Raw genomic sequence first — 18,384 nt, 5'->3', positions numbered from 1 at the left:
GGCGTATATGTGAGGGCATGAAACGCTTTATCACCGCTCTTGCGCCCGCCGCCCTGATTGCTTTTTCCGTTGCTGCCCCGGCAATGGCGGAGAAGCTGTCGCTTGGAACCCTGTCGAATTACCTCAATGGCCTGTCCACGGTTCAGGCGGATTTTACCCAGACCAACGATGACGGATCACGGTCTTCAGGGACGTTGACGCTCAAACGTCCGGGTCGGATGCGCCTGTCCTATGGCGGGGAAAATGATCCGCTTGTTTTGGGGGCGGGCGGCCAGGTTGCCATTTTTGATCCGGGTTCAAACGAGCCGCCACAGCGCTTTCCCATGGCGCAGACGCCGCTGTCGTTGATCCTGGCGCGCAATGTTGACCTGTCAAAGGCGCGCATGGTGGTATCGCACACCGAGGTCAATGGTGACACGGTGGTGCGCGCCCAGGACCCGGATCACCCGGAATATGGCTCGATTGATTTGATTTTCAGTGCCACGCCCATCCTGAAAGCCTGGGTCATTCATGATCAGAACGGTGGTGATACAACCGTCCAGCTCACCAAGATGACGCTTGGAGGGTCCGTCTCTGACAGTCTGTTCAACATCCGGTCCGAAGCCAAACGGCGCGGTACGCCGATCGACTAAAAGTTTAGAGCTTACGACAGGACATCAACTGTTGGCGATAGGTGGTGGATCGTGCGCCGACTTCGGTGGACACACGCATCAACCATGATTTCGCGCGGTAACTGCCACGGGCATAGCCCGTTCGGCCCTCGTGATACGCGAGGTATTGCGATGTGGCATCCTGCTTTGAAATGCCCAAAACCGACGTGGATTTATCCATGTACCAGCCCATGAAATCGGTCGCGTCCTGGATGCGATCCCGTTTGGCACCCCAACGGTTTTGTTCGCGGCGGTACTCATCCCAAGTGGCATCCAGCGCCTGCGCATATCCGTAGGCCGAACTTTGACGCCCCATCGGGATCACGCCAAGCACGAAACGATACGGGGTGCGGGCGTTGCCGATAAATTTGCTTTCTTGGTAGAACGTCGCCATTTGCACGTTCACCGGAATGCCCCATTTGCGTTCGGTGGCTTTCATCGCCCGAAGATAGGTGGGGCGTTGGGATACGATGGCGCAGGCGTTTTCGAGTTCCCGGGGGGCGGAGAAATTGCCGCTGCCGCAAGCCGAGACCAATAAAAGTAATGCCACTGCGCGAAGACGTCTGCTCATGTCTGCCTCTCGCTTTTTTGTTTTGTGAGACAATAGCGGATTTGGGCGTGGTGTGAAATGTCTTTCCCGTGATCTTTGCGTCGAACGGCGGGCATGGTGTCGCGAGTTAAATGACGATGGCCAACAGAATGGGCAAATACAGGACCGAGAGAAGCGTTGAGGCGACAACAAGCGCGGCCACCGCGTCAGAATCGGCACCGTATTTTTCCGCCAACATATAGGAGGTCACTGCGACGGGCGTGGCGATTTGGACCACGAGCACGGCAAATGCAATGGGGTCGAGGTGGAAATAGCGACCCGCCAGCGCCGCGATTCCGGCGCAGAGGATGACCTTGGCCACGGCGATGATGCCCGCTCGACCAAGCCCGTGTGGGTGCAACCGCGCCACGGCGACCCCAAGCGTGATCAACATGATCGGAATGGCAACTTGGCCCAAGAGTTCGAGCGTGTTCATCGCGAATTTGGGCAGGGTCCAGCCTTGCCACAAAAACAGAGCGCCAAGGGCGGTGGCCCAGACCAAAGGTTCCTTGAACGCCTTCGCAGGGGAGCCGCCGCCCGCCGTCACATAGACGCCAAAGGTAAAGGACCACAACGCCATCACAGCGAACACCACCACAGCATAGCTCAACCCCGTCTCACCAAAGGCGAAGAGGGCAAGCGGCAGGCCAAGGTTGCCGGTGTTGCCGAAAATCAGTGGGGCCAAGAATGTACGACTGTCGAGTTTGAACAGTTTTACCGCCAGATAGGCGGCCAACGTTACCCCCGCATAAGCGGCGACCGCAGCGAAAGACAGAGCGGTCAAAGCGGCGGGTTCAATGTCGGCTTTGACCAAAGCGGTAAAGATCAGCGCCGGGACCGAGAGTGTCATTGTCAGCTTGGTCACGAATTCCAAACGGTATTCATGACCGGTCTTCACCCAGGTGAACCCAACCAGTGCCAAAAGGAAAACCGGCGACACGATTTCAAGCACTGTTAAAACGAGGTTCACAGACTGTTTCCTATTTCTTTGCCTGCCCCCCGTGGACAGTCGCCATTTTTACGGTCTACTAACCGTTTATAGGGGTTGCAACGTCATGATGACATCACGAGCCAAATATCATCTTGGGCAAGTTGTCTGCCACAAGCAACGTCGCTTTCGGGGGGTGATCTTTGACGTGGATGCGATGTTTTCAAACACCCAAGAATGGTATGATGCCATTCCCGAAGACAGCAGGCCCCATAAAGACCAACCTTTTTATCATCTGCTCGCTGAAAATGATCAAAGCTATTATGTCGCTTATGTCTCTGAGCAAAACCTCGTTGCAGATTATTCCGGTGTTCCGGTCGAGCATCCCGATCTGTCAGATCTGTTTGGTCCGTTTGAGGACGGGTCCTACCCGCTGCATTTTCAACTGAACTGAAGCATGCAGGCCAGGTGACAAGGATTAGTTGAGACGACCGATGGACATGCGAAAAGAGAGGCGATTTTGGCCCTCTTCATGTGTGTATTCCAAATCATGCGCCAATTCCCGGATCAGAAACCAACCAAACCCACCCTCAGGAAGATCGGCAACGTCGCAATTGAGATCGCATTGCATCCCCAGTGGCGGTTCGCCATTTGGCATCATCGCCCCGGTGTCGATGATGGTACACCATAGCCCGTCAGTGGTTTGCGACATTTGAATTTCAATGATGCCCGCCTCATTGTCACGATAGGCGTGTTCGACGATATTATTGAGGATTTCTGCCAAAACGAGTTCAAGACTGGCAAGTTCGTCGTAGGAAAATCCAATTGGCCCAAGGCCATTTTTGATGCTTTTCAATCCGCGCCGAACTGCGTTTTCTCGTGCGGGAAGAATGATCCTCAACTCATTTTCTTTCGATTGCGGGGCGATACGCCGGGCCACTTTACTTTGTAGATTGCCCTCAGGACGCATTCGCCACGCCCTCCACCGCCGTGGAGACGCTGTCGTGAATGGTGAATACGGTGTCCATGCGGGTCAGGTGGAACACCCGTTGCACGGTTGGATGAAGAGCCGCGAGTTCCAGACGTTGTCCGTGGCGCACGGCCTTCAACGCAGCAACCACAGCACCAAGACCGGAACTGTCGAGGAATTCGACATTGCCGAGGTCCAAAATGATGCGAGAGGGACCAGCCTCACTCAATCCACGCATCTCATCCTTAAACTGGATTGCGCAGGCGGCATCAATCCGGTTTTCGTCAACGCACACGACACGCACATCCTCAAAATCCTGATGGTTCAGTTTCATCCGCGATACCTTTGCTCTTCCGATGAGATGAAACTACGATCCAAATGTTACCAATGGGTTTGCACAGACGCGAAAAATGGAGAAAATCACATGGATTATGCCGCTTTGTCGGATCGGATCAAAAGCCTCTGCGAAGGTGAGAAGGATGTGGTCGCTTTGATGGCAACGTTTGCGTGCGAGGTGCATCTGTCTGATGATCGATTCGATTGGACTGGATTTTACCGCGTTGTTTCCAAAGACCTTTTAAAGATCGGGCCTTATCAAGGCGGACATGGATGCCTTGTGATTCCCTTTTCTCGTGGCGTTTGTGGGGCCTGTGCGCGCACTGGCGAGGCTCAATTGGTTGAGGATGTCGAGGCTTTTGAGGGTCATATCGCCTGTTCGTCCACAACGCGTTCTGAAATTGTCCTGCCTGTGCGAAATGCAAAAGGCACGCTCCTTGGTGTCTTCGATATCGACAGCAATCTGCCTGCTGCGTTCACGCAAGAGGATGTGATGGCGCTCGGTGAAATCCTCGATGACACCTTTGCCTCTTGCGCATAGCCATGCTATCGCCGCGCCATGGATACCATCTACGCCCCGCCGCAAGACCCGCTTAAAATCATCCACATGGATCATGAAATCCTTGTGGTCGATAAGCCTGCGGGGCTCTTGTCGGTGCCGGGCAAGGGCGAGCATCTTGCCGATTGTCTGATCGCGCGGATCAAGGCGGTGTTCCCGGAGGTTTTGCTGATCCATCGTTTGGACCGCGACACCTCTGGCGTGATGATCTTTGCGCTCACACCCCATGCGCAACGTCACATTGGTTTGCAATTTGAGAAACGTCAGACCAAAAAGACCTATGTCGCCTGGGTTCATGGCCATATTGCGGAGAAAACCGGCACTGTTGATTTGCCGCTGATCGTCGATTGGCCCAATCGGCCGCGCCAGATGGTGGATCATGAGACCGGCAAACAGGCCATCACCGATTGGCGTGTGGTCCGCTATACTGAGGATCAAACCCGCGTCCGCCTTATGCCCAAAACCGGGCGCTCGCATCAATTGCGTGTGCATATGTTGGCGCTGGGGCATCCGATCATGGGCGATCCGTTTTACGCCACCGGAGCCGCACGCGAGGCCCCGCGTTTGATGCTTCACGCTGAACAATTGCGCCTGCGCCATCCGGACGGTGGGGCGGGGCTGTCCTTTAGCGCCAAATGCCCGTTCTGACAAAGCCCGAGTAATTTTGTCGCGGGGTGGATCAGAAGGGTGTAAAACCCATTTTTAGAACCTATCTAAAATGACGAACCACGTATTCACTCAAAGGAGAAAACCATGGGCCTTCGCATCAATGACATCGTTCCCAATCTGACCGTGACCACCGATCAAGGTGAGATCACACTGCACGACTGGATCGGCGACAGTTGGGCGGTGATTTTCTCCCACCCGAAAGATTTTACACCCGTGTGCACCACCGAATTTGGCGCTGTGGCACAGCTTGCCGATGAATGGTCAGCGCGTAACACCAAGGTGCTTGGCGTGTCTGTGGATGGTGTCGAAGAGCACAAGGGTTGGAAAACCGACATCGAATCCTTTGCTGGCGCCAAAGCGGGTTTCCCGATCGTGGCGGACACAGACCTGGCCCTGTCCAAAGCCTTCGACATGCTCCCGGCTGAGGCCTATCTGCCGGATGGGCGCACGCCCGCTGACACGGCCACCGTGCGTTCCGTCTTTATCATTTCGCCGGACAAAAAAGTTCAGTTGATGATGACCTATCCGATGTCCGTGGGCCGGAACTTTGCCGAAATCCTGCGCGCTTTGGACGGTCTCCAAAAGACCTTTGGCGTGCCTTTGGCGACACCTGCGAACTGGGTCATCGGACAGGACGTGATTGTCGCGACCTCTTTGGATGATGCGTCTGCGGCCGAAAAATACGGCACGCTCGACAAAAAGCTGCCCTACTTGCGGTTTGCCAAAGACCCGAAATAAGACGTTATCCGCGTCCTGAATTCGCCCCTGTTCGTCTGTGCCAATCTTTCTTATGGTGCTCGCGAATAGGGGTTTTTTATGCTTTCGTTTCTCAGACGCACCAAATCCATCTCCCGCATCGCGCTTGATCCGCCAATGCCTTTGCCGGATCGCTCAGGTCTCGCCCTTGTCGCGATCGTCAAAAACGAAGCGGCCCATATCGGCGAATGGGCGCGGTTTCATCTGCGCGCCGGAATCTCGCATGTCTACGTCTATGACAATGGCTCAAGCGACACGACACTGGTCGAACTCGTCGCTGCCATCGGGGTACAGCATGTCACCGTGATCCCATGGGACCAAAAGCTGCGTGATGGTGGGACAGGTGCGGAAATCCACAACCAAGTGTTGGCTTATGCCCATGCCGTGCGCAATTTTGGTGGCGGCTATCGTTGGATGACGTTCATCGACGTGGATGAATTTTTGGTGCCTAAATCCGCCGATACGCTACCCGACTGCCTTGCGCATTTGAGTGATGAAACCAACATCTCGCTGCCATGGCATATGTTCGGGCGCAACGGCTTTGAGGACGCGCCCGAGGGCGGCATCATCGCCAATTATATCCGCCGTCACCCGGACCCGATGAGCCCCTTGAAAGGCATGTGCAATTTCAAAATGATCGTCGATCCGTGCCATGTCACCGCGATCAAGGTGCATTCGATCGAGACAGACGGATCAACCGCAAGTGTCAACGACAAAGGCACGCGTGCCGCGGCTGGGGATCGTAAAAAACCGGGATTTTATTCCGCTGATCACATCCAACTGAACCACTATTACACCCGCTCCAACAGCGAACTTCAGGCCAAAATCAACCGCGGCTCCAACATGACCCAAGACACCTCCGATCACCTCCGCCGCGTGATGCGCAAGGTCGATCAAATCGAAGCGGAGAGTGTCGAGGATTTGGCGGCGAAGCGGTGGTTTGGCGCGCGCCCCTAACTTCATTGCAGTCCAAATACTCAAACAAAAAGCCCCGCCAAAAGCGGGGCTTCTCTTATGTCTAACCAAAGAGCTGATTACTCAGCGACTTCCTCGGTCACGCCTTCTTCGCCAGTCGTTTGATCGACCATTTTCATGCCGAGGCGCACTTTGCCGCGGTCATCAAAGCCCAGAAGTTTCACGTAAACGTCCTGACCTTCTTTGAGAACGTCGGACGGGTGATTCAGACGGCGGTTTTCGATCTGGGAGACGTGCACAAGGCCGTCACGCTTGCCAAAGAAGTTCACGAACGCGCCGAAATCGACGAGTTTCACGACCTTGCCTTTGTAGACCTTGCCTTCTTCCGGCTCTGCGACGATCGAATAGATCATGTCGTAGGCTTTCTGGATGGCTTCGCCGTTGGCGGAGGCGATTTTGATGATGCCGTCATCGTTGATGTCGACTTTTGCGCCGGACATTTCAACGATTTCGCGGATCACTTTACCGCCGGAGCCGATCACTTCACGGATTTTATCAACCGGGATCTGCATGGTTTCGATGCGCGGAGCGTGGGCGGAGAATGCGCCAGCGCCGGACAGCGATTTGTTCATCTCGCCGAGGATATGCAAACGACCCGCTTTCGCCTGAGCAAGAGCTTGTTTCATGATCTCAGGCGTGATGCCCGCGACCTTGATGTCCATTTGCAAGGAGGTGATGCCCGCTTCGGTGCCTGCGACTTTAAAGTCCATGTCACCCAAGTGATCTTCGTCACCCAAGATGTCGGTCAGGATGGCGAATTCGCCATCGTCTTCCAACACAAGACCCATGGCCACACCGGCAACAGCGGCTTTGAGCGGCACACCGGCGTCCATCATCGACAAGGAACCACCACAGACGGACGCCATGGAGGACGAGCCGTTGGATTCGGTGATCTCAGACACGATGCGGATCGTATAGGGGAAATCGGTGGCAGCGGGCAGAACGGCCTGAAGGGCGCGCCACGCGAGTTTGCCGTGGCCGATTTCGCGGCGACCCGGAGAGCCAACACGACCCACTTCACCCACGGAGTAGGGGGGGAAGTTGTAGTGCAGCAGGAAGTTGGATTTGAAGTTGCCATGCAGTGCGTCGATGAACTGTTCGTCATCGCCGGTGCCCAGCGTGGTCACAACCAGACCCTGCGTTTCACCACGGGTGAACAAGGCAGAGCCGTGGGTGCGCGGCAAAAGGCCGGTTTCGCAGACGATCGGGCGGACCTGATCCAAAGCACGACCATCAATCCGCTTGCCCTCTTTCACCACAGTGCCACGAAGCACGGAGGATTCGAGTTTCTTGAGGGCGGAGCCGAGGTTTTCGTCGGCAAGCTGGTCCTCAGTGAGGGTGGCTTTGATCTCGTCCTTGGCGGCAGAGACGGCAGCAACGCGTTCTTGCTTGTCGGTGATCGCATAGGCGGCGCGCATTTTGTCTTCGCCTGCCGCTTTCACCGTGTTGAACAGCTCTGAGTAATCCGGCACAGCGAATTCAAACGGCTCTTTCGCGCAATCTTCGGCCAGATCAATGATCAGGTCGATGACCGGCTGGATTTGCTCATGGGCAAAGGTCACAGCGCCGAGCATTTCATCCTCGGACAGCTCATACGCTTCCGATTCCACCATCATCACGGCATCTTTGGTGCCCGCAACAACAAGGTCCAAACGCTGCTCAGGGTTCGAGCGCAGGTTCTGCATGTCGTCGACTTCGGGGTTGAGGATGTATTCACCATCGACAAAACCAACGCGGCACCCGGCAATCGGGCCACGGAACGGCGCGCCGGAAATGGTCAGAGCGGCGGAGGCGGCAATCATCGCAACAACGTCCGGGTCATTGACCAGATCGTGCGACAGAACCGTACACATCACCAAAACTTCGTTTTTGAAGCCCGGCACAAACAGCGGGCGGATCGGGCGGTCGATCAGACGCGCCGTCAGCGTCTCTTTTTCCGTCGGACGTGCTTCGCGTTTGAAAAAGCCACCCGGAACTTTACCGGCGGCATAGTATTTCTCTTGGTAGTGAACCGTCAGCGGAAAGAAATCCTGCCCCGGTTTTTGTGCCTTTGCAAAGGTCACGTTGGCCATGACCGAGGTTTCGCCAAGGGTGGCGATCACGGTGCCATCGGCCTGACGGGCAATCTTGCCCGTTTCCAGTGTCAGCGTCTCTTCGCCCCACTGGATCGATTTTTTCACTTCGTTGAACATCAAGTGTATCCTACTTGGGAGCTCTCCCGCCCCTGCGGGTCTCCCGATTGATTGGCGGCCCCATTGCCGCCGACCCCCTCTATCCTAATCTCACAACGCTGGGGTCACTGCGTCACGTCTCAGATGAATCCGCCCATACAGCAATTCCTTGGTTTTGTAAAAGACTTCGTTCTGGCTGCCTCATCCCAAAATTGACATAAACACGTGCAAAATGAATGCAGAATCCCCCGTGAGGTCTTAAGTGCAATTGAAATCCGGTTTTTATGGCCTGCTGGCCGTCCTTCTGTGTGCGCTATCCTTGATCGGCGCGCCTCGCGATGCGTGGGCCCAAACCACGCAAGAGACCGCGGCAGAGGGTGACGCCGCACGCATCCTCGCCATTGGCGATTCCATGATGGCATGGCACATGATCACCGGCAATTCGATCGCGGATGCGCTGTCTGATGCACTCAATGAGCCCGTGGTCAACCGCTCTGTCGCGGGCGCGCGGATCCTCTATGGGCTGCCCATCACTGGTGCGCTTGGGCTTAAAATCGCCAAACAATACCATGGCAAACCGTGGGATTGGGTGGTGATCAACGGTGGTGGCAATGATCTTTGGCTGGGCTGTGGCTGTGGCAAATGTGAGCGTAAGATCAACCGTATGGTGACGATAAGCGGCACCAGTGGCGACATCCCGCAGTTGATCTCCCGCATCCGCAAAACCGGCGCGCGTGTGGTCTTTGTCGGCTATCTGCGCAGTCCCGGTGTTGATTCCGTCATCGACGCTTGCCGTCCAGCCGGAGATGCGCTTGAGGCGCGCCTGATACAGATGGCGGAGCAGATGGATGGGGTTTATTTTCTCTCTATCGCCGATCTCGTCCCCGAGGGCGACCGTTCCTATCACGGCGCGGATATGATCCACCCGTCGAAAAAGGGTTCGCAAGCCATCGGGCGTCTGGTGGCCGATCTCATTCGTAAGGTCGATGAAAACCGTTAGATGAAAACCGTTAAGGGTCGTTTCGTGCGCCCTTAATTCCATAAAAAAATCCCCCGATTGCTCGGAGGATTTTGAAATCAAAAGCGTGACCGCCCACACAACACTTGAAACGATACCCCTTTTGAGGGAGGCGTGAGGCGGTCTGATTTTAGCTTAACGACGCAGGCCCAGACGTTCGATGAGGGACTGGTAACGGGACTCGTCTTTGCCTTTGACGTAGTCGAGCAGCTTGCGGCGCTGTGCGACCATCATCAAAAGACCACGACGGCCGTGGTTGTCTTTTTTGTGAATTTTGAAGTGCTCGGTGAGCGTGGCAATGCGCGAGGACAGAATGGCAACCTGAACTTCAGGCGAACCGGTGTCGCCCTCTTTGGTTGCGAATTCTTTCATCAGCCGTGCTTTTTCTTCAGCAGTGATCGACATCGGGGTCTCCTTTTAGATCAAAGGGTTATGGCGCAGGCCGGGATGTCGTCCAGCAAGGCCCTTGGAGAATCTTCTCAATCCGATCGACTGAGAATAGGCGCACTTAGTCGGATTCTGTCAAAAAGGAAAGGGGTTTGTGAGACAGTTCTGCTGTTGGCCTGTTATTGGCCTGCTCCAACCTTTGCTGTTTCGTTCATGATCTCTGTTGCCATTTGCTTGGCCCATTCCCCGACAATCGGCACGACTTCCATTTGATTGAGAACATATCCCACAATCGACACAAGAATGGTTGCCCCTGCCACTGAGCCAAAGCCAAAGGCCAAGCCGCGCAGGAGTTGAAACCACATCAATTTCCAATAAGAATCATGAATACGTACAAATTTATGCCGGTTGAATCGCGCCACCTCTTCGCGCAGCCCCTTGATATTGCTTGATAAGGTTTCGGTGTCGTCCGTCATGCTCTCCGCCTCACTTAGGGTATATTCGCGCGCCCTTATTAGCGCCTTTTTTGCAAAATGAAAATTAACCTGCATTAACAAACATTTAGATTAACTTGTTCGGAGTTTCCCTCTTTTATTTTAAGGCGAATGGCGTAAGTTGGAACAGGGTGAATATGTGGGGATAGGTGCATGCTTTGGGCATTGGCGTTAATAGGATTGCTTCCTGCGGCATTTGCGGTCAGCGACATGGCGATGGGGTCTGATGAGGCTGATCCATCAGACGATGCCACTGACGAGACCGTCGAAGATAGCACAGAGACCACCACGGACACGGTTGATCTTGTCGATCCTGTGGATGAGGCCGATCTTTCGGAAGGGGTTGATCCAGCGTCCGTGGACACCACCGCCGATGATCCCGGCGAAGATTACTCCGTGTCTCTTGGTTCGGGCGAAACCCAATTTGAAAATTTCACCAGTGGCGAAGACCAAGTGACCCTTGATCTCACCGATGGTGGAACGGGTGAATTTGTCATTGAACCAATGCTTGATGAAAATGGTGCCGAAATTGGCACAAGCCTGTCCTATCTGGAGGGCGACGACGAAACCACTTTGTCCTTCCTTGGTCTCGAGGAACTGCCGGTCGATGATATTTCCGTGCTGATCACCGACCCGGACACTTTGGACGCACACCTCTTTTCGCTCAGCGAGCTTGGTGACTTTGGGGCGATTGATCCAAATGATCCCGATGCCCCTGATGTGGCTGGCCCGTCGGGGAGCGCCGAGGACGACGTGCTGACAACCAATGATCCCGATGCGCCCGATGTCGCAGGGCCTGTGGGAACCGCCGAGGATGACGTGCTCAGCCCGAACGTGGATGACACCCCCAGCGGTGGTGCGCCAACGGGCTCACTGACTGGCGAGACGGTCGAGTATACCTTGGGCGATGATGGCGAAACTTTCATTCTGGCTGATGATGCGATGCAGGGTGGCACGGATGCCACGCTCGCGTTGGATGACAATGACATGCCGACCATCGACACCGAGGGAACGCTCAACATCGTCACGGGTGGGGCGGGTGATGACACGATCGCAGCGGGCGATGATGCGGCCATCATTGATGGCGGCGCGGGCAATGACACGATCTATGGCGGGGATGGCACGGCCATCCTGTCGGGTGGCGCGGGCGATGACACGATCTATGCGGGCAATGACACGGGCTCCGCTTATGTGCTGTCCGGGGATGACGGCGCTGACCATCTCTATGGCGGCGATGGTGGCGATACGATTTTGATGGATGCCAATGATGTGGCTGAGGGGGGTGCGGGGGCAGATAGTTTTTGGCTCTACTATGACGCCAGCGCCGGCGTCGGCCATGCAGAAATCACCGATTTTGATCAGGGTGAGGACATGCTGCGCGTGACCCTCAACCCCGATGACACCTATTCCGGCACGCTCGATGTCGAGATCAGTCAGACCGAAGACGGCCTGTCGAGCCAAGTGATTGTGAATGGCGATGTGGTCGCGGTGCTGTACGGCTCCCCCAATGTCACGGCGGCTGATGTCGTGGTCGAACTCAGCCCTTCGGCCCTGTCCTAAACGCGCCTTGCCTTATGTCTGCGGCCAAAGCTCCGGCTTCTGGGTGTAGGCAATATAGAGCGGGTGTTTGGGATGCCCGGCCTTTGACAGGCCAAGGTGAAACAAATCCCGCCCCGTATGGCGCAAAAGCCGCTCCATATTGGCCCCGCGATTCAAATGCGCGCCATGGGTGCCCCACGCACAGACAATCTGATCGGCCCAGAGCGCAAATTCCGCAATCGTCGCGTCATTTTCCGGGCCAACCGGGTCCGCCGCTTGGCGCATTTTTTTCGGGTCCGTGTCGCGCCAGGCAAAAATATTGGTGACGCAAAACGACCCAAACCCCAAAGTCCGTGCCCGCCGTTCACAGCGTTCCACTGTCGGATCGTTTTGAACCTCTGTGGCTGTCGATGGGTTGAGCATCACAAAAAGTGCTTTGCGCCCCTCTGGCTCCCATGTGCGGACCAACGAGTAACGATAGCGTTCGCAATCGGAATAGACGGCGGTCGAGGGCGCGTCGCCTTTGATATGGGTACGGGTGATCATCGGCGTTGAATGGCGTGTTCTATGGATCAGATCAAGCCTTCAGAGGTTGAAAACCCGCGAGGGGTGCAATTCACCGCCCATATATCGCCCAACGGCCAAGGGTTTGCCCTCAAAAGACGCCCAAACCTCGTCGCCATATTCCACCCCATCTGCGGGATAGACCATGCCGGGATTGCCGTTCTTAAGTCGCGCCGCGCCCTCGGGCGTGCAACGCACCTCTTCGAGATCAGACAGCCCCTCTTCAACGGGCCGGACATAGGCGTCGAGCTCTTCGGTTTTGGCCAGTTTATCAATGGTCTCCACGGTGATGCCGTCGTCTGCATCCCATGGCCCGGACCAGTTCCGGCGCAGCCATTGGACATGACCGAAACAGCCCAAAACCTCACCCAAATCGCGCGCAATGGCGCGGACATAGCCGCCCTTGCCGCAGACCATCTCAAGAATCACATGATCCGCGTCCGGTCGTTCGATCAGGGTCAATTCATCGACATACAAAGGCCGGGCGGCGATTTCAAAATCTTCATCGGCGCGGGCCAATTTATAGGCGCGCTCGCCGTCAATTTTCACCGCCGAAAACTTTGGCGGCACCTGCATGATGTCACCCACGAACTGCGGCAAGGCGGCTTCGATTTCTGCGTCTGTTGGGCGGGCATCGCTCTCGGAGATCACTTCGCCTTCGGCGTCATCGGTGTTGGTTGATTGGCCCAAGCGCACGGAAAAACGGTATGATTTCAACGCATCTGTGATGTAGGGCACGGTTTTTGTCGCCTCACCCAGCGCCACGGCCAAAACGCCGGTGGCCTCTGGATCAAGGGTGCCTGCGTGTCCGGCCTTTTGCGCATTCAACGCCCAACGCACCTTGTTGACAACCGAGGTCGAGGTCATGCCGGCTGGCTTGTCCACGACCAGCCAGCCGTGAACCTCGCGGCCCTTTTTACGACGCGCCATTACTCTTCTTCATCCCCATCGGGGGTGTCATCAGGCGTATCTTGTTTTTGAATATCGCGCTGAACCCGTTCGTCGGAAAAAATCCGGCGGGTCTCGTCCATCCGGTCAAACGTATCGTCCAGGGCAAACCGCATTTCAGGCGTGTGTTTGATGCCCAAAGCCTTGCCAACCTGGTGGCGAATTTCGCCCTTGTTGCGGCGCAGCGCCTCAAGCGCAGCCTCGGCATCTTTGCCCCCAAGCGGCAAGATATAGGCGGTTGCGACCCGAAGGTCTGAGCCCACACGCACCTCGCCCACCGTGATCGACATCATGGTGAGATCGGGGTCGTGAATTTCACCGCGCGCAAGCATCTCTGACAGACGACGCCGAATGGCCTCGCCGATGCGCAGGGTACGATGCGAACCGCTGGGTCCGCCGGAATGAGAACGTTTTGCCATGGCCGCGAGATAATCCCGATTGACCTTTCATGCAAGCGGGCTTTGCCAAACTCTTCGCCGCACGCTAAACCACGCCAACACATTCGTCAGGAGACCAAAGACATGAGTGACATCCCCGGCACCCTCCCCGGTATCGTGATCACCGGCGCGTCCGGCCGTATGGGCCAGATGTTGATCAAGACCATTGTGGCCTCTGATAAATGCAAACTTGTGGGTGCGATTGAGCGCACGGGGCATGATTGGGTCGGGCGCGATGTCGGCGAGGCCATGGGGGGCAGCGCACTGGGCGTTGCGGTCACTGATGATGCGTTGGAGGCATTTTCTCAGGCGCAAGCGGTGATTGATTTCACCGCCCCCGCCGCCACGGTCGAATTTGCAGCCCTTGCCGCGCAGGCGCGGTGCGTCCTTGTGATCGGCACCACAGGGCTGAGTGAGGATGACTTGAACAAGCTGTCGCTTGCGGCGCATCACGCTACGATCATTCGGGCGGGCAACATGTCTCTTGGGGTCAACCTTTTGACAAAACTCACAAAAATGGTCTCTGCCGCCTTGGATGCCGATTACGACATCGAAATCATCGAGGCCCATCACAACAAAAAAGTCGATGCCCCCTCTGGCACGGCTTTGATGCTGGGCGAGGCCGCCGCCGAAGGGCGTGGGGTGTCGCTGAACGATGTGCGCGAGTCTGGACGGGACGGCATTACGGGGGCGCGTAAACGCGGCGACATCGGGTTTTCGGCCATTCGTGGCGGCGACATTATCGGCGAACATGACGTGATGTTCGCGGGTGAGGGCGAGCGGATCATCCTGCGCCATGTGGCCTCGGATCGGTCGCTTTTTGCCAAAGGTGCGCTCAAGGCCGCGATCTGGGGGCAGGGGCAAAAGCCGGGCGAATATGACATGCTCGACGTGCTTGGGCTTTGATCCCGTCTTTATCGTGATCTCAATACTCAAAAGAAAGCCCGCAGAAATCTGCGGGCTTTTATTTTAAAACTCAGCATTAAAAATCAATCGCGAGGCCCTTTTTTTCCCAATCGCCATAGCGCACGGGTTCTGGGCCCTCACGGCCACCCAACTCAATCGGCATCTGCGCCAAAGCGGCTTCGCGGGCTTTGCGACGCTCTTCGGCTTCGGCCAAAGCGCGCGCGGCTGCGGCGGGCAAATCCGTCTTTGACTCTAAGGCGGGCTTTTGTGTGTCGTCGCTCATCGAGAAATCCTTGTCCGGCTTGCCCTTCTGATATACTCGCCAATGCCATGAAAACAAGATCAACCAACACACCATCCCCTGTTGCGGGGCTTGAGGCCCGTCGCGCCGCTTTGGCCCTGCTTGACGCCATTTTGGTGGAAAAGCGGCTTTTGTCCGAAGTGCTCATGCTGCGCACCAAAGACCTGTCGCCCGAAGACCGCGCCCGCGCGCAGCGGTTGGTCAGCGAATGTTTGCGGGTGATGGACCGTTGTGACCGGATGCTTGGCCCGCATTTGACCAAACGCCCCGCGCCGCATGTGATGAATGCGCTGCGCCTTGGGGTGTATGAGATCTGCGCCGTGAATGAGGCCGCGCATGGTGTGGTGAACGCCTATGTCGCTTTGATGCAAGAGCGCGCCAAAGCCAGCCATTTCAAAGGGCTGGTGAACGCGGTTTTGCGCAAAATTGATGGCAGCAAAGACAAATGGGATGCGTTGCCCGCGCCGATGATGCCGAAATGGCTGCGCAAACCGTTGATCGCGGATTTCGGCAAAGAGACGGTGGCTTTGATGGAAGTGGCCCATGCCAAGGGCGCGCCGCTGGATTTGAGCGTCAAAGATGAGGTGGCCGGATGGGCCGAGACGCTGGGCGGCACGGTGCTGCCCACGGGATCACTGCGCCTCGATCCGTCGGTTCAGGTCACGAAACTTGAAGGATTCGCCGAAGGCGCGTGGTGGGTGCAAGACGCCGCCGCCGCGCTGCCCGCGCGCATCCTTGCTCCGCAGTCTGGTGAGCATGTCTTGGATATGTGCGCTGCGCCGGGTGGCAAAACCATGCAGCTTTCTGCGGCTGGGGCCATTGTGACGGCGCTCGATATTTCCGACTCCCGGATGAAGCGCGTGCAAGAAAACCTGACGCGTTGTCGCCTGAGTGCCGAGATCGTGGTCAGTGATGCGTTGGAATATGAGGGTGGGCCGTTTGATGCGATCCTGCTCGACGCGCCCTGTACCGCGACGGGCACGATCCGGCGACACCCGGACCTGCCGCAGGTCAAAGATGGCTCCGATTTCCCCGGCCTGTTCGAGTTGCAAGAGCACCTGATTGACCGCGCTTTGGCCCTGCTGAAACCCGGCGGACGACTGATCTATTGCACCTGTAGCTTGCTCATTGATGAGGGCGAAGAGCAGGTGCGCGATGCGAAATTGCGCCACCCTGATTTGGTCGTTGATCTCGATGCGCTCAAGATTGAGGGCGTTGATCCCGACTGGATCGGCGAAGAAGGGCTACGAACACGGCCTGACTATTGGGCGGATTTTGGCGGATTGGACGGATTCTTTATCACGGTTCTGCGCCGGGGCTAAAATCGCGGCCATTTCCCAATGACATCCCGGCCCCCGCCCGCTATCTTTGTAGCTAAACGAAAATGACCCGAAAACAGGGTGAGGCAGGCCCGAATGTCAGACAGCGAGGATTGGCGCGCAAAGACCGTTCGCCGCATGAACCAGTTTCATGCGTGGCGTGCCGCGCGTTCAAAGCCCGCGACCGGATTTGTTTCACAGCCGGAACCCAAATCCATCGGCTCTTTTGCGCGTGGACGGCAATTGATCGCCGGGAATTTCCTGTTTGCGGGGTTTCTGGTCGAGGCGCCGAACACGTTGATCTGGGATTTGGACACGCCGAGTTCGGCGTTTGTCGAGGAGTTGCATGGCTTTGCCTGGATGGACGATCTGGCCGCTGTCGGTGACATCAATGCGCGCATGCGGGTTCAGGACTGGATCGAGGTCTGGATGGACCGATATGCGCGCGGAACGGGGCCGGGGTGGACGCCGGATCTGACCGGACGTCGCCTGATCCGTTGGATCAATCACGCGCTGTTTTTTCTGTCGGGTCGGGAGGCGGAGGTCTCCAACGCCTTTTATCAAACCCTTGCACAACAAACGATTTTTCTGTCGCGCCGCTGGCAAACGGCCAGTCCGGGCCTGCCGCGGTTTGAGGCCCTGACCGGGTTGATTTACGCGGGGCTTTCGCTTGAGGGGATGGAGGAACATGTGTCCCCCGCCGTCACTGCGCTGGCGCATGAATGCGAGACCCAGATTGATGCAGAAGGCGGTCTGCCGACCCGCAACCCCGAAGAGTTGTTGGAAGTGTTTACGCTTTTGACCTGGGCCGCCAGCGCTTTGTCCGAGGCCGGGAAAATCGCCGAAGAGGCGCATTTGGCCGCGATTGAACGCATTGCCCCGACCCTACGCGCGCTGCGCCATTCCGACGGCGGATTGGCGCGGTTTCATGGTGGCGGGCGGGGCACAGAGGGCCGATTGGATCACGCACTGGCCTCGTCGGGCAATAAGGTCGCGCCGGGCGAAGAGTTGCATATGGGCTATCTCAGGCTCTCGGCGGGGCGCACCTCGATCATCGTTGATGTGGCCTCACCGCCAGCACTTGAAAGCTCGTTCAATGCCCATGCCTCGACCCTTGCGTTTGAGCTGACATCCGGGCGGCGGCCGTTGATTGTCAATTGCGGGGCAGGGGCCAGTTTCGGCCCGGATTGGCGGCGCGCCGGGCGGGCGACGCCGTCGCATTCGACGCTTGGCATCGAAGGGTTTTCCTCCTCTCGTCTTGGACCGAAAAAGATTATCGGCGGGCATTTGCGCGAATATCTGGTCGATGTGCCAACCGATGTGCGCCTTGAACGCCGGGTCTCCGAGGATGGTGGCGGGTTTGTCGCCGGGCACAATGGCTATATGCGCACCCATGGATTGACCCATATCCGTCAGATCGAATTGTCGCGCGATGGCCGCGGCATTGCGGGCGAAGACACGCTGGCCACAATCACAGCCACGGATGAGGCGCAGTTTGATCGGATGATGGATCGGTTGAAGCTTCAGGGTATCCCGTTTCAGGTTCGCTTTCATCTGCATCCCGATGTGGATGCGGAGTTGGATATGGGCGGTTCGGCCGTGTCGATGGCGCTCAAATCCGGCGAAGTTTGGGTGTTTCGCCACGATGGGCGGGCGAAATTAAGCCTGGAACGGTCGGTTTATCTCGAAAAAACGCGATTAAAGCCGCGTGCGGCGAAACAAGTGGTTCTATCTGCGAGCGCAATGGATTATGCGACGCGCGTCCGTTGGACTCTCGCGAAAGCGCAGGAAACGCCCACGACGCTCCGCGATCTTGAGATGGACGACGAGACTTTGAGTTGATCAGCGACCTGATCTGACCTGCATTC

At 56.8% G+C, this 18,384-nt stretch carries 22 protein-coding genes; 11 read left to right on the top strand and 11 right to left on the bottom strand.

Annotated features, from left to right (window positions below; translation table 11 throughout):
• The first annotated feature begins 17 nt into the window (after positions 1 to 17).
• Positions 18 to 632 carry a LolA family protein gene (locus BLT54_RS08760; protein ID WP_074643727.1) on the top strand — a complete coding sequence of 205 codons (615 nt, stop codon included), beginning with the start codon at positions 18 to 20 and terminating at the stop codon, positions 630 to 632.
• Between the two features lie 4 nt (positions 633 to 636).
• Here the strand turns inward: BLT54_RS08760 and BLT54_RS08755 are convergent, their stop codons facing one another.
• Entirely contained in the window at positions 637 to 1,221 is a 585-nt protein-coding gene (locus BLT54_RS08755; RefSeq protein ID WP_074643723.1) for a transglycosylase SLT domain-containing protein, read from the bottom strand.
• Positions 1,222 to 1,327: 106 nt separating this feature from the next.
• Positions 1,328 to 2,209, bottom strand: a complete 882-nt coding sequence (locus BLT54_RS08750) for an AEC family transporter (protein ID WP_009570588.1) — start codon at positions 2,207 to 2,209, stop codon at positions 1,328 to 1,330.
• Positions 2,210 to 2,294: 85 nt separating this feature from the next.
• Here BLT54_RS08750 and hspQ point away from each other — a divergent pair, with 85 nt between their 5' ends.
• Positions 2,295 to 2,621, top strand: coding sequence for a heat shock protein HspQ (hspQ, locus tag BLT54_RS08745; RefSeq protein ID WP_074643720.1), 327 nt, complete (start codon positions 2,295 to 2,297; stop codon positions 2,619 to 2,621).
• Positions 2,622 to 2,645: 24 nt separating this feature from the next.
• Here the strand turns inward: hspQ and BLT54_RS08740 are convergent, their stop codons facing one another.
• Both BLT54_RS08740 and BLT54_RS08735 read right to left on the bottom strand, forming a co-directional pair.
• A complete protein-coding gene (locus tag BLT54_RS08740) occupies positions 2,646 to 3,068 on the bottom strand; it encodes an ATP-binding protein (RefSeq protein ID WP_245707986.1) in 423 nt (140 codons plus the stop codon).
• 58 nt (positions 3,069 to 3,126) lie between these two features.
• Positions 3,127 to 3,471, bottom strand: coding sequence for an STAS domain-containing protein (locus BLT54_RS08735; protein ID WP_009570591.1), 345 nt, complete (start codon positions 3,469 to 3,471; stop codon positions 3,127 to 3,129).
• A 90-nt stretch (positions 3,472 to 3,561) separates the two neighbouring features.
• On the opposite strand from BLT54_RS08735, the gene BLT54_RS08730 reads away from it, so the two are divergent.
• From BLT54_RS08730 to BLT54_RS08715, 4 genes are all read left to right on the top strand, one after another.
• The gene (locus BLT54_RS08730; protein ID WP_074643714.1) at positions 3,562 to 4,014 is read left to right on the top strand and encodes a GAF domain-containing protein; all 453 of its coding nucleotides are present in this window, start codon (positions 3,562 to 3,564) and stop codon (positions 4,012 to 4,014) included.
• 18 nt (positions 4,015 to 4,032) lie between these two features.
• Positions 4,033 to 4,680: an RluA family pseudouridine synthase gene (locus BLT54_RS08725; RefSeq protein WP_074643712.1), complete on the top strand. Its 648-nt coding sequence runs from the start codon at positions 4,033 to 4,035 to the stop codon at positions 4,678 to 4,680.
• A 105-nt stretch (positions 4,681 to 4,785) separates the two neighbouring features.
• Entirely contained in the window at positions 4,786 to 5,439 is a 654-nt protein-coding gene (locus tag BLT54_RS08720) for a peroxiredoxin (RefSeq protein WP_074643709.1), read from the top strand.
• 78 nt (positions 5,440 to 5,517) lie between these two features.
• Positions 5,518 to 6,414: a glycosyltransferase family 92 protein gene (locus BLT54_RS08715; RefSeq protein ID WP_074643707.1), complete on the top strand. Its 897-nt coding sequence runs from the start codon at positions 5,518 to 5,520 to the stop codon at positions 6,412 to 6,414.
• A gap of 77 nt (positions 6,415 to 6,491) precedes the next feature.
• On the opposite strand, the gene pnp is transcribed toward BLT54_RS08715, so the two are convergent.
• Positions 6,492 to 8,624 carry a polyribonucleotide nucleotidyltransferase gene (pnp, locus tag BLT54_RS08710; protein WP_074643704.1) on the bottom strand — a complete coding sequence of 711 codons (2,133 nt, stop codon included), beginning with the start codon at positions 8,622 to 8,624 and terminating at the stop codon, positions 6,492 to 6,494.
• Between the two features lie 241 nt (positions 8,625 to 8,865).
• Here pnp and BLT54_RS08705 point away from each other — a divergent pair, with 241 nt between their 5' ends.
• Positions 8,866 to 9,603 (top strand): SGNH/GDSL hydrolase family protein, encoded by a 738-nt coding sequence (locus BLT54_RS08705; RefSeq protein WP_074643702.1) that lies wholly within the window; start codon positions 8,866 to 8,868, stop codon positions 9,601 to 9,603.
• 153 nt (positions 9,604 to 9,756) lie between these two features.
• Here the strand turns inward: BLT54_RS08705 and rpsO are convergent, their stop codons facing one another.
• Both rpsO and BLT54_RS08695 read right to left on the bottom strand, forming a co-directional pair.
• Complete coding sequence (gene rpsO / locus BLT54_RS08700) at positions 9,757 to 10,026, bottom strand: 30S ribosomal protein S15 (protein WP_009570598.1); 270 nt, start codon at positions 10,024 to 10,026, stop codon at positions 9,757 to 9,759.
• A gap of 161 nt (positions 10,027 to 10,187) precedes the next feature.
• Positions 10,188 to 10,484 carry a DUF5665 domain-containing protein gene (locus tag BLT54_RS08695; RefSeq protein ID WP_074643699.1) on the bottom strand — a complete coding sequence of 99 codons (297 nt, stop codon included), beginning with the start codon at positions 10,482 to 10,484 and terminating at the stop codon, positions 10,188 to 10,190.
• 171 nt (positions 10,485 to 10,655) lie between these two features.
• On the opposite strand from BLT54_RS08695, the gene BLT54_RS08690 reads away from it, so the two are divergent.
• Entirely contained in the window at positions 10,656 to 12,062 is a 1,407-nt protein-coding gene (locus BLT54_RS08690) for a calcium-binding protein (RefSeq protein WP_074643696.1), read from the top strand.
• A 12-nt stretch (positions 12,063 to 12,074) separates the two neighbouring features.
• Here the strand turns inward: BLT54_RS08690 and BLT54_RS08685 are convergent, their stop codons facing one another.
• From BLT54_RS08685 to rbfA, 3 genes are read right to left on the bottom strand one after another with little or no spacing between them, the layout of a single operon-like run.
• Positions 12,075 to 12,587 (bottom strand): DUF1643 domain-containing protein, encoded by a 513-nt coding sequence (locus tag BLT54_RS08685; protein WP_074643694.1) that lies wholly within the window; start codon positions 12,585 to 12,587, stop codon positions 12,075 to 12,077.
• Positions 12,588 to 12,626: 39 nt separating this feature from the next.
• Entirely contained in the window at positions 12,627 to 13,535 is a 909-nt protein-coding gene (gene truB / locus BLT54_RS08680; protein WP_074643691.1) for a tRNA pseudouridine(55) synthase TruB, read from the bottom strand.
• A complete protein-coding gene (rbfA, locus tag BLT54_RS08675) occupies positions 13,535 to 13,972 on the bottom strand; it encodes a 30S ribosome-binding factor RbfA (protein ID WP_074643689.1) in 438 nt (145 codons plus the stop codon). The genes truB and rbfA overlap by 1 nt, the downstream gene beginning before the upstream one ends.
• A gap of 102 nt (positions 13,973 to 14,074) precedes the next feature.
• Here rbfA and dapB point away from each other — a divergent pair, with 102 nt between their 5' ends.
• Entirely contained in the window at positions 14,075 to 14,896 is an 822-nt protein-coding gene (dapB, locus tag BLT54_RS08670) for a 4-hydroxy-tetrahydrodipicolinate reductase (protein WP_074643686.1), read from the top strand.
• A gap of 76 nt (positions 14,897 to 14,972) precedes the next feature.
• Here the strand turns inward: dapB and BLT54_RS08665 are convergent, their stop codons facing one another.
• Positions 14,973 to 15,179 carry a DUF1674 domain-containing protein gene (locus BLT54_RS08665; RefSeq protein ID WP_074643684.1) on the bottom strand — a complete coding sequence of 69 codons (207 nt, stop codon included), beginning with the start codon at positions 15,177 to 15,179 and terminating at the stop codon, positions 14,973 to 14,975.
• A 47-nt stretch (positions 15,180 to 15,226) separates the two neighbouring features.
• On the opposite strand from BLT54_RS08665, the gene BLT54_RS08660 reads away from it, so the two are divergent.
• Positions 15,227 to 16,519 carry an RsmB/NOP family class I SAM-dependent RNA methyltransferase gene (locus tag BLT54_RS08660; protein ID WP_074643681.1) on the top strand — a complete coding sequence of 431 codons (1,293 nt, stop codon included), beginning with the start codon at positions 15,227 to 15,229 and terminating at the stop codon, positions 16,517 to 16,519.
• Positions 16,520 to 16,654: 135 nt separating this feature from the next.
• Positions 16,655 to 18,358 (top strand): heparinase II/III family protein, encoded by a 1,704-nt coding sequence (locus tag BLT54_RS08655; RefSeq protein ID WP_245707985.1) that lies wholly within the window; start codon positions 16,655 to 16,657, stop codon positions 18,356 to 18,358.
• Positions 18,359 to 18,384: the final 26 nt, after the last annotated feature.

It is taken from the genome of Celeribacter baekdonensis (assembly GCF_900102315.1).
Lineage (GTDB): Bacteria > Pseudomonadota > Alphaproteobacteria > Rhodobacterales > Rhodobacteraceae > Celeribacter > Celeribacter baekdonensis.
Note: the sequence above shows the minus strand (reverse complement) of the source record. Positions and strands in the feature narration are given on the sequence as shown.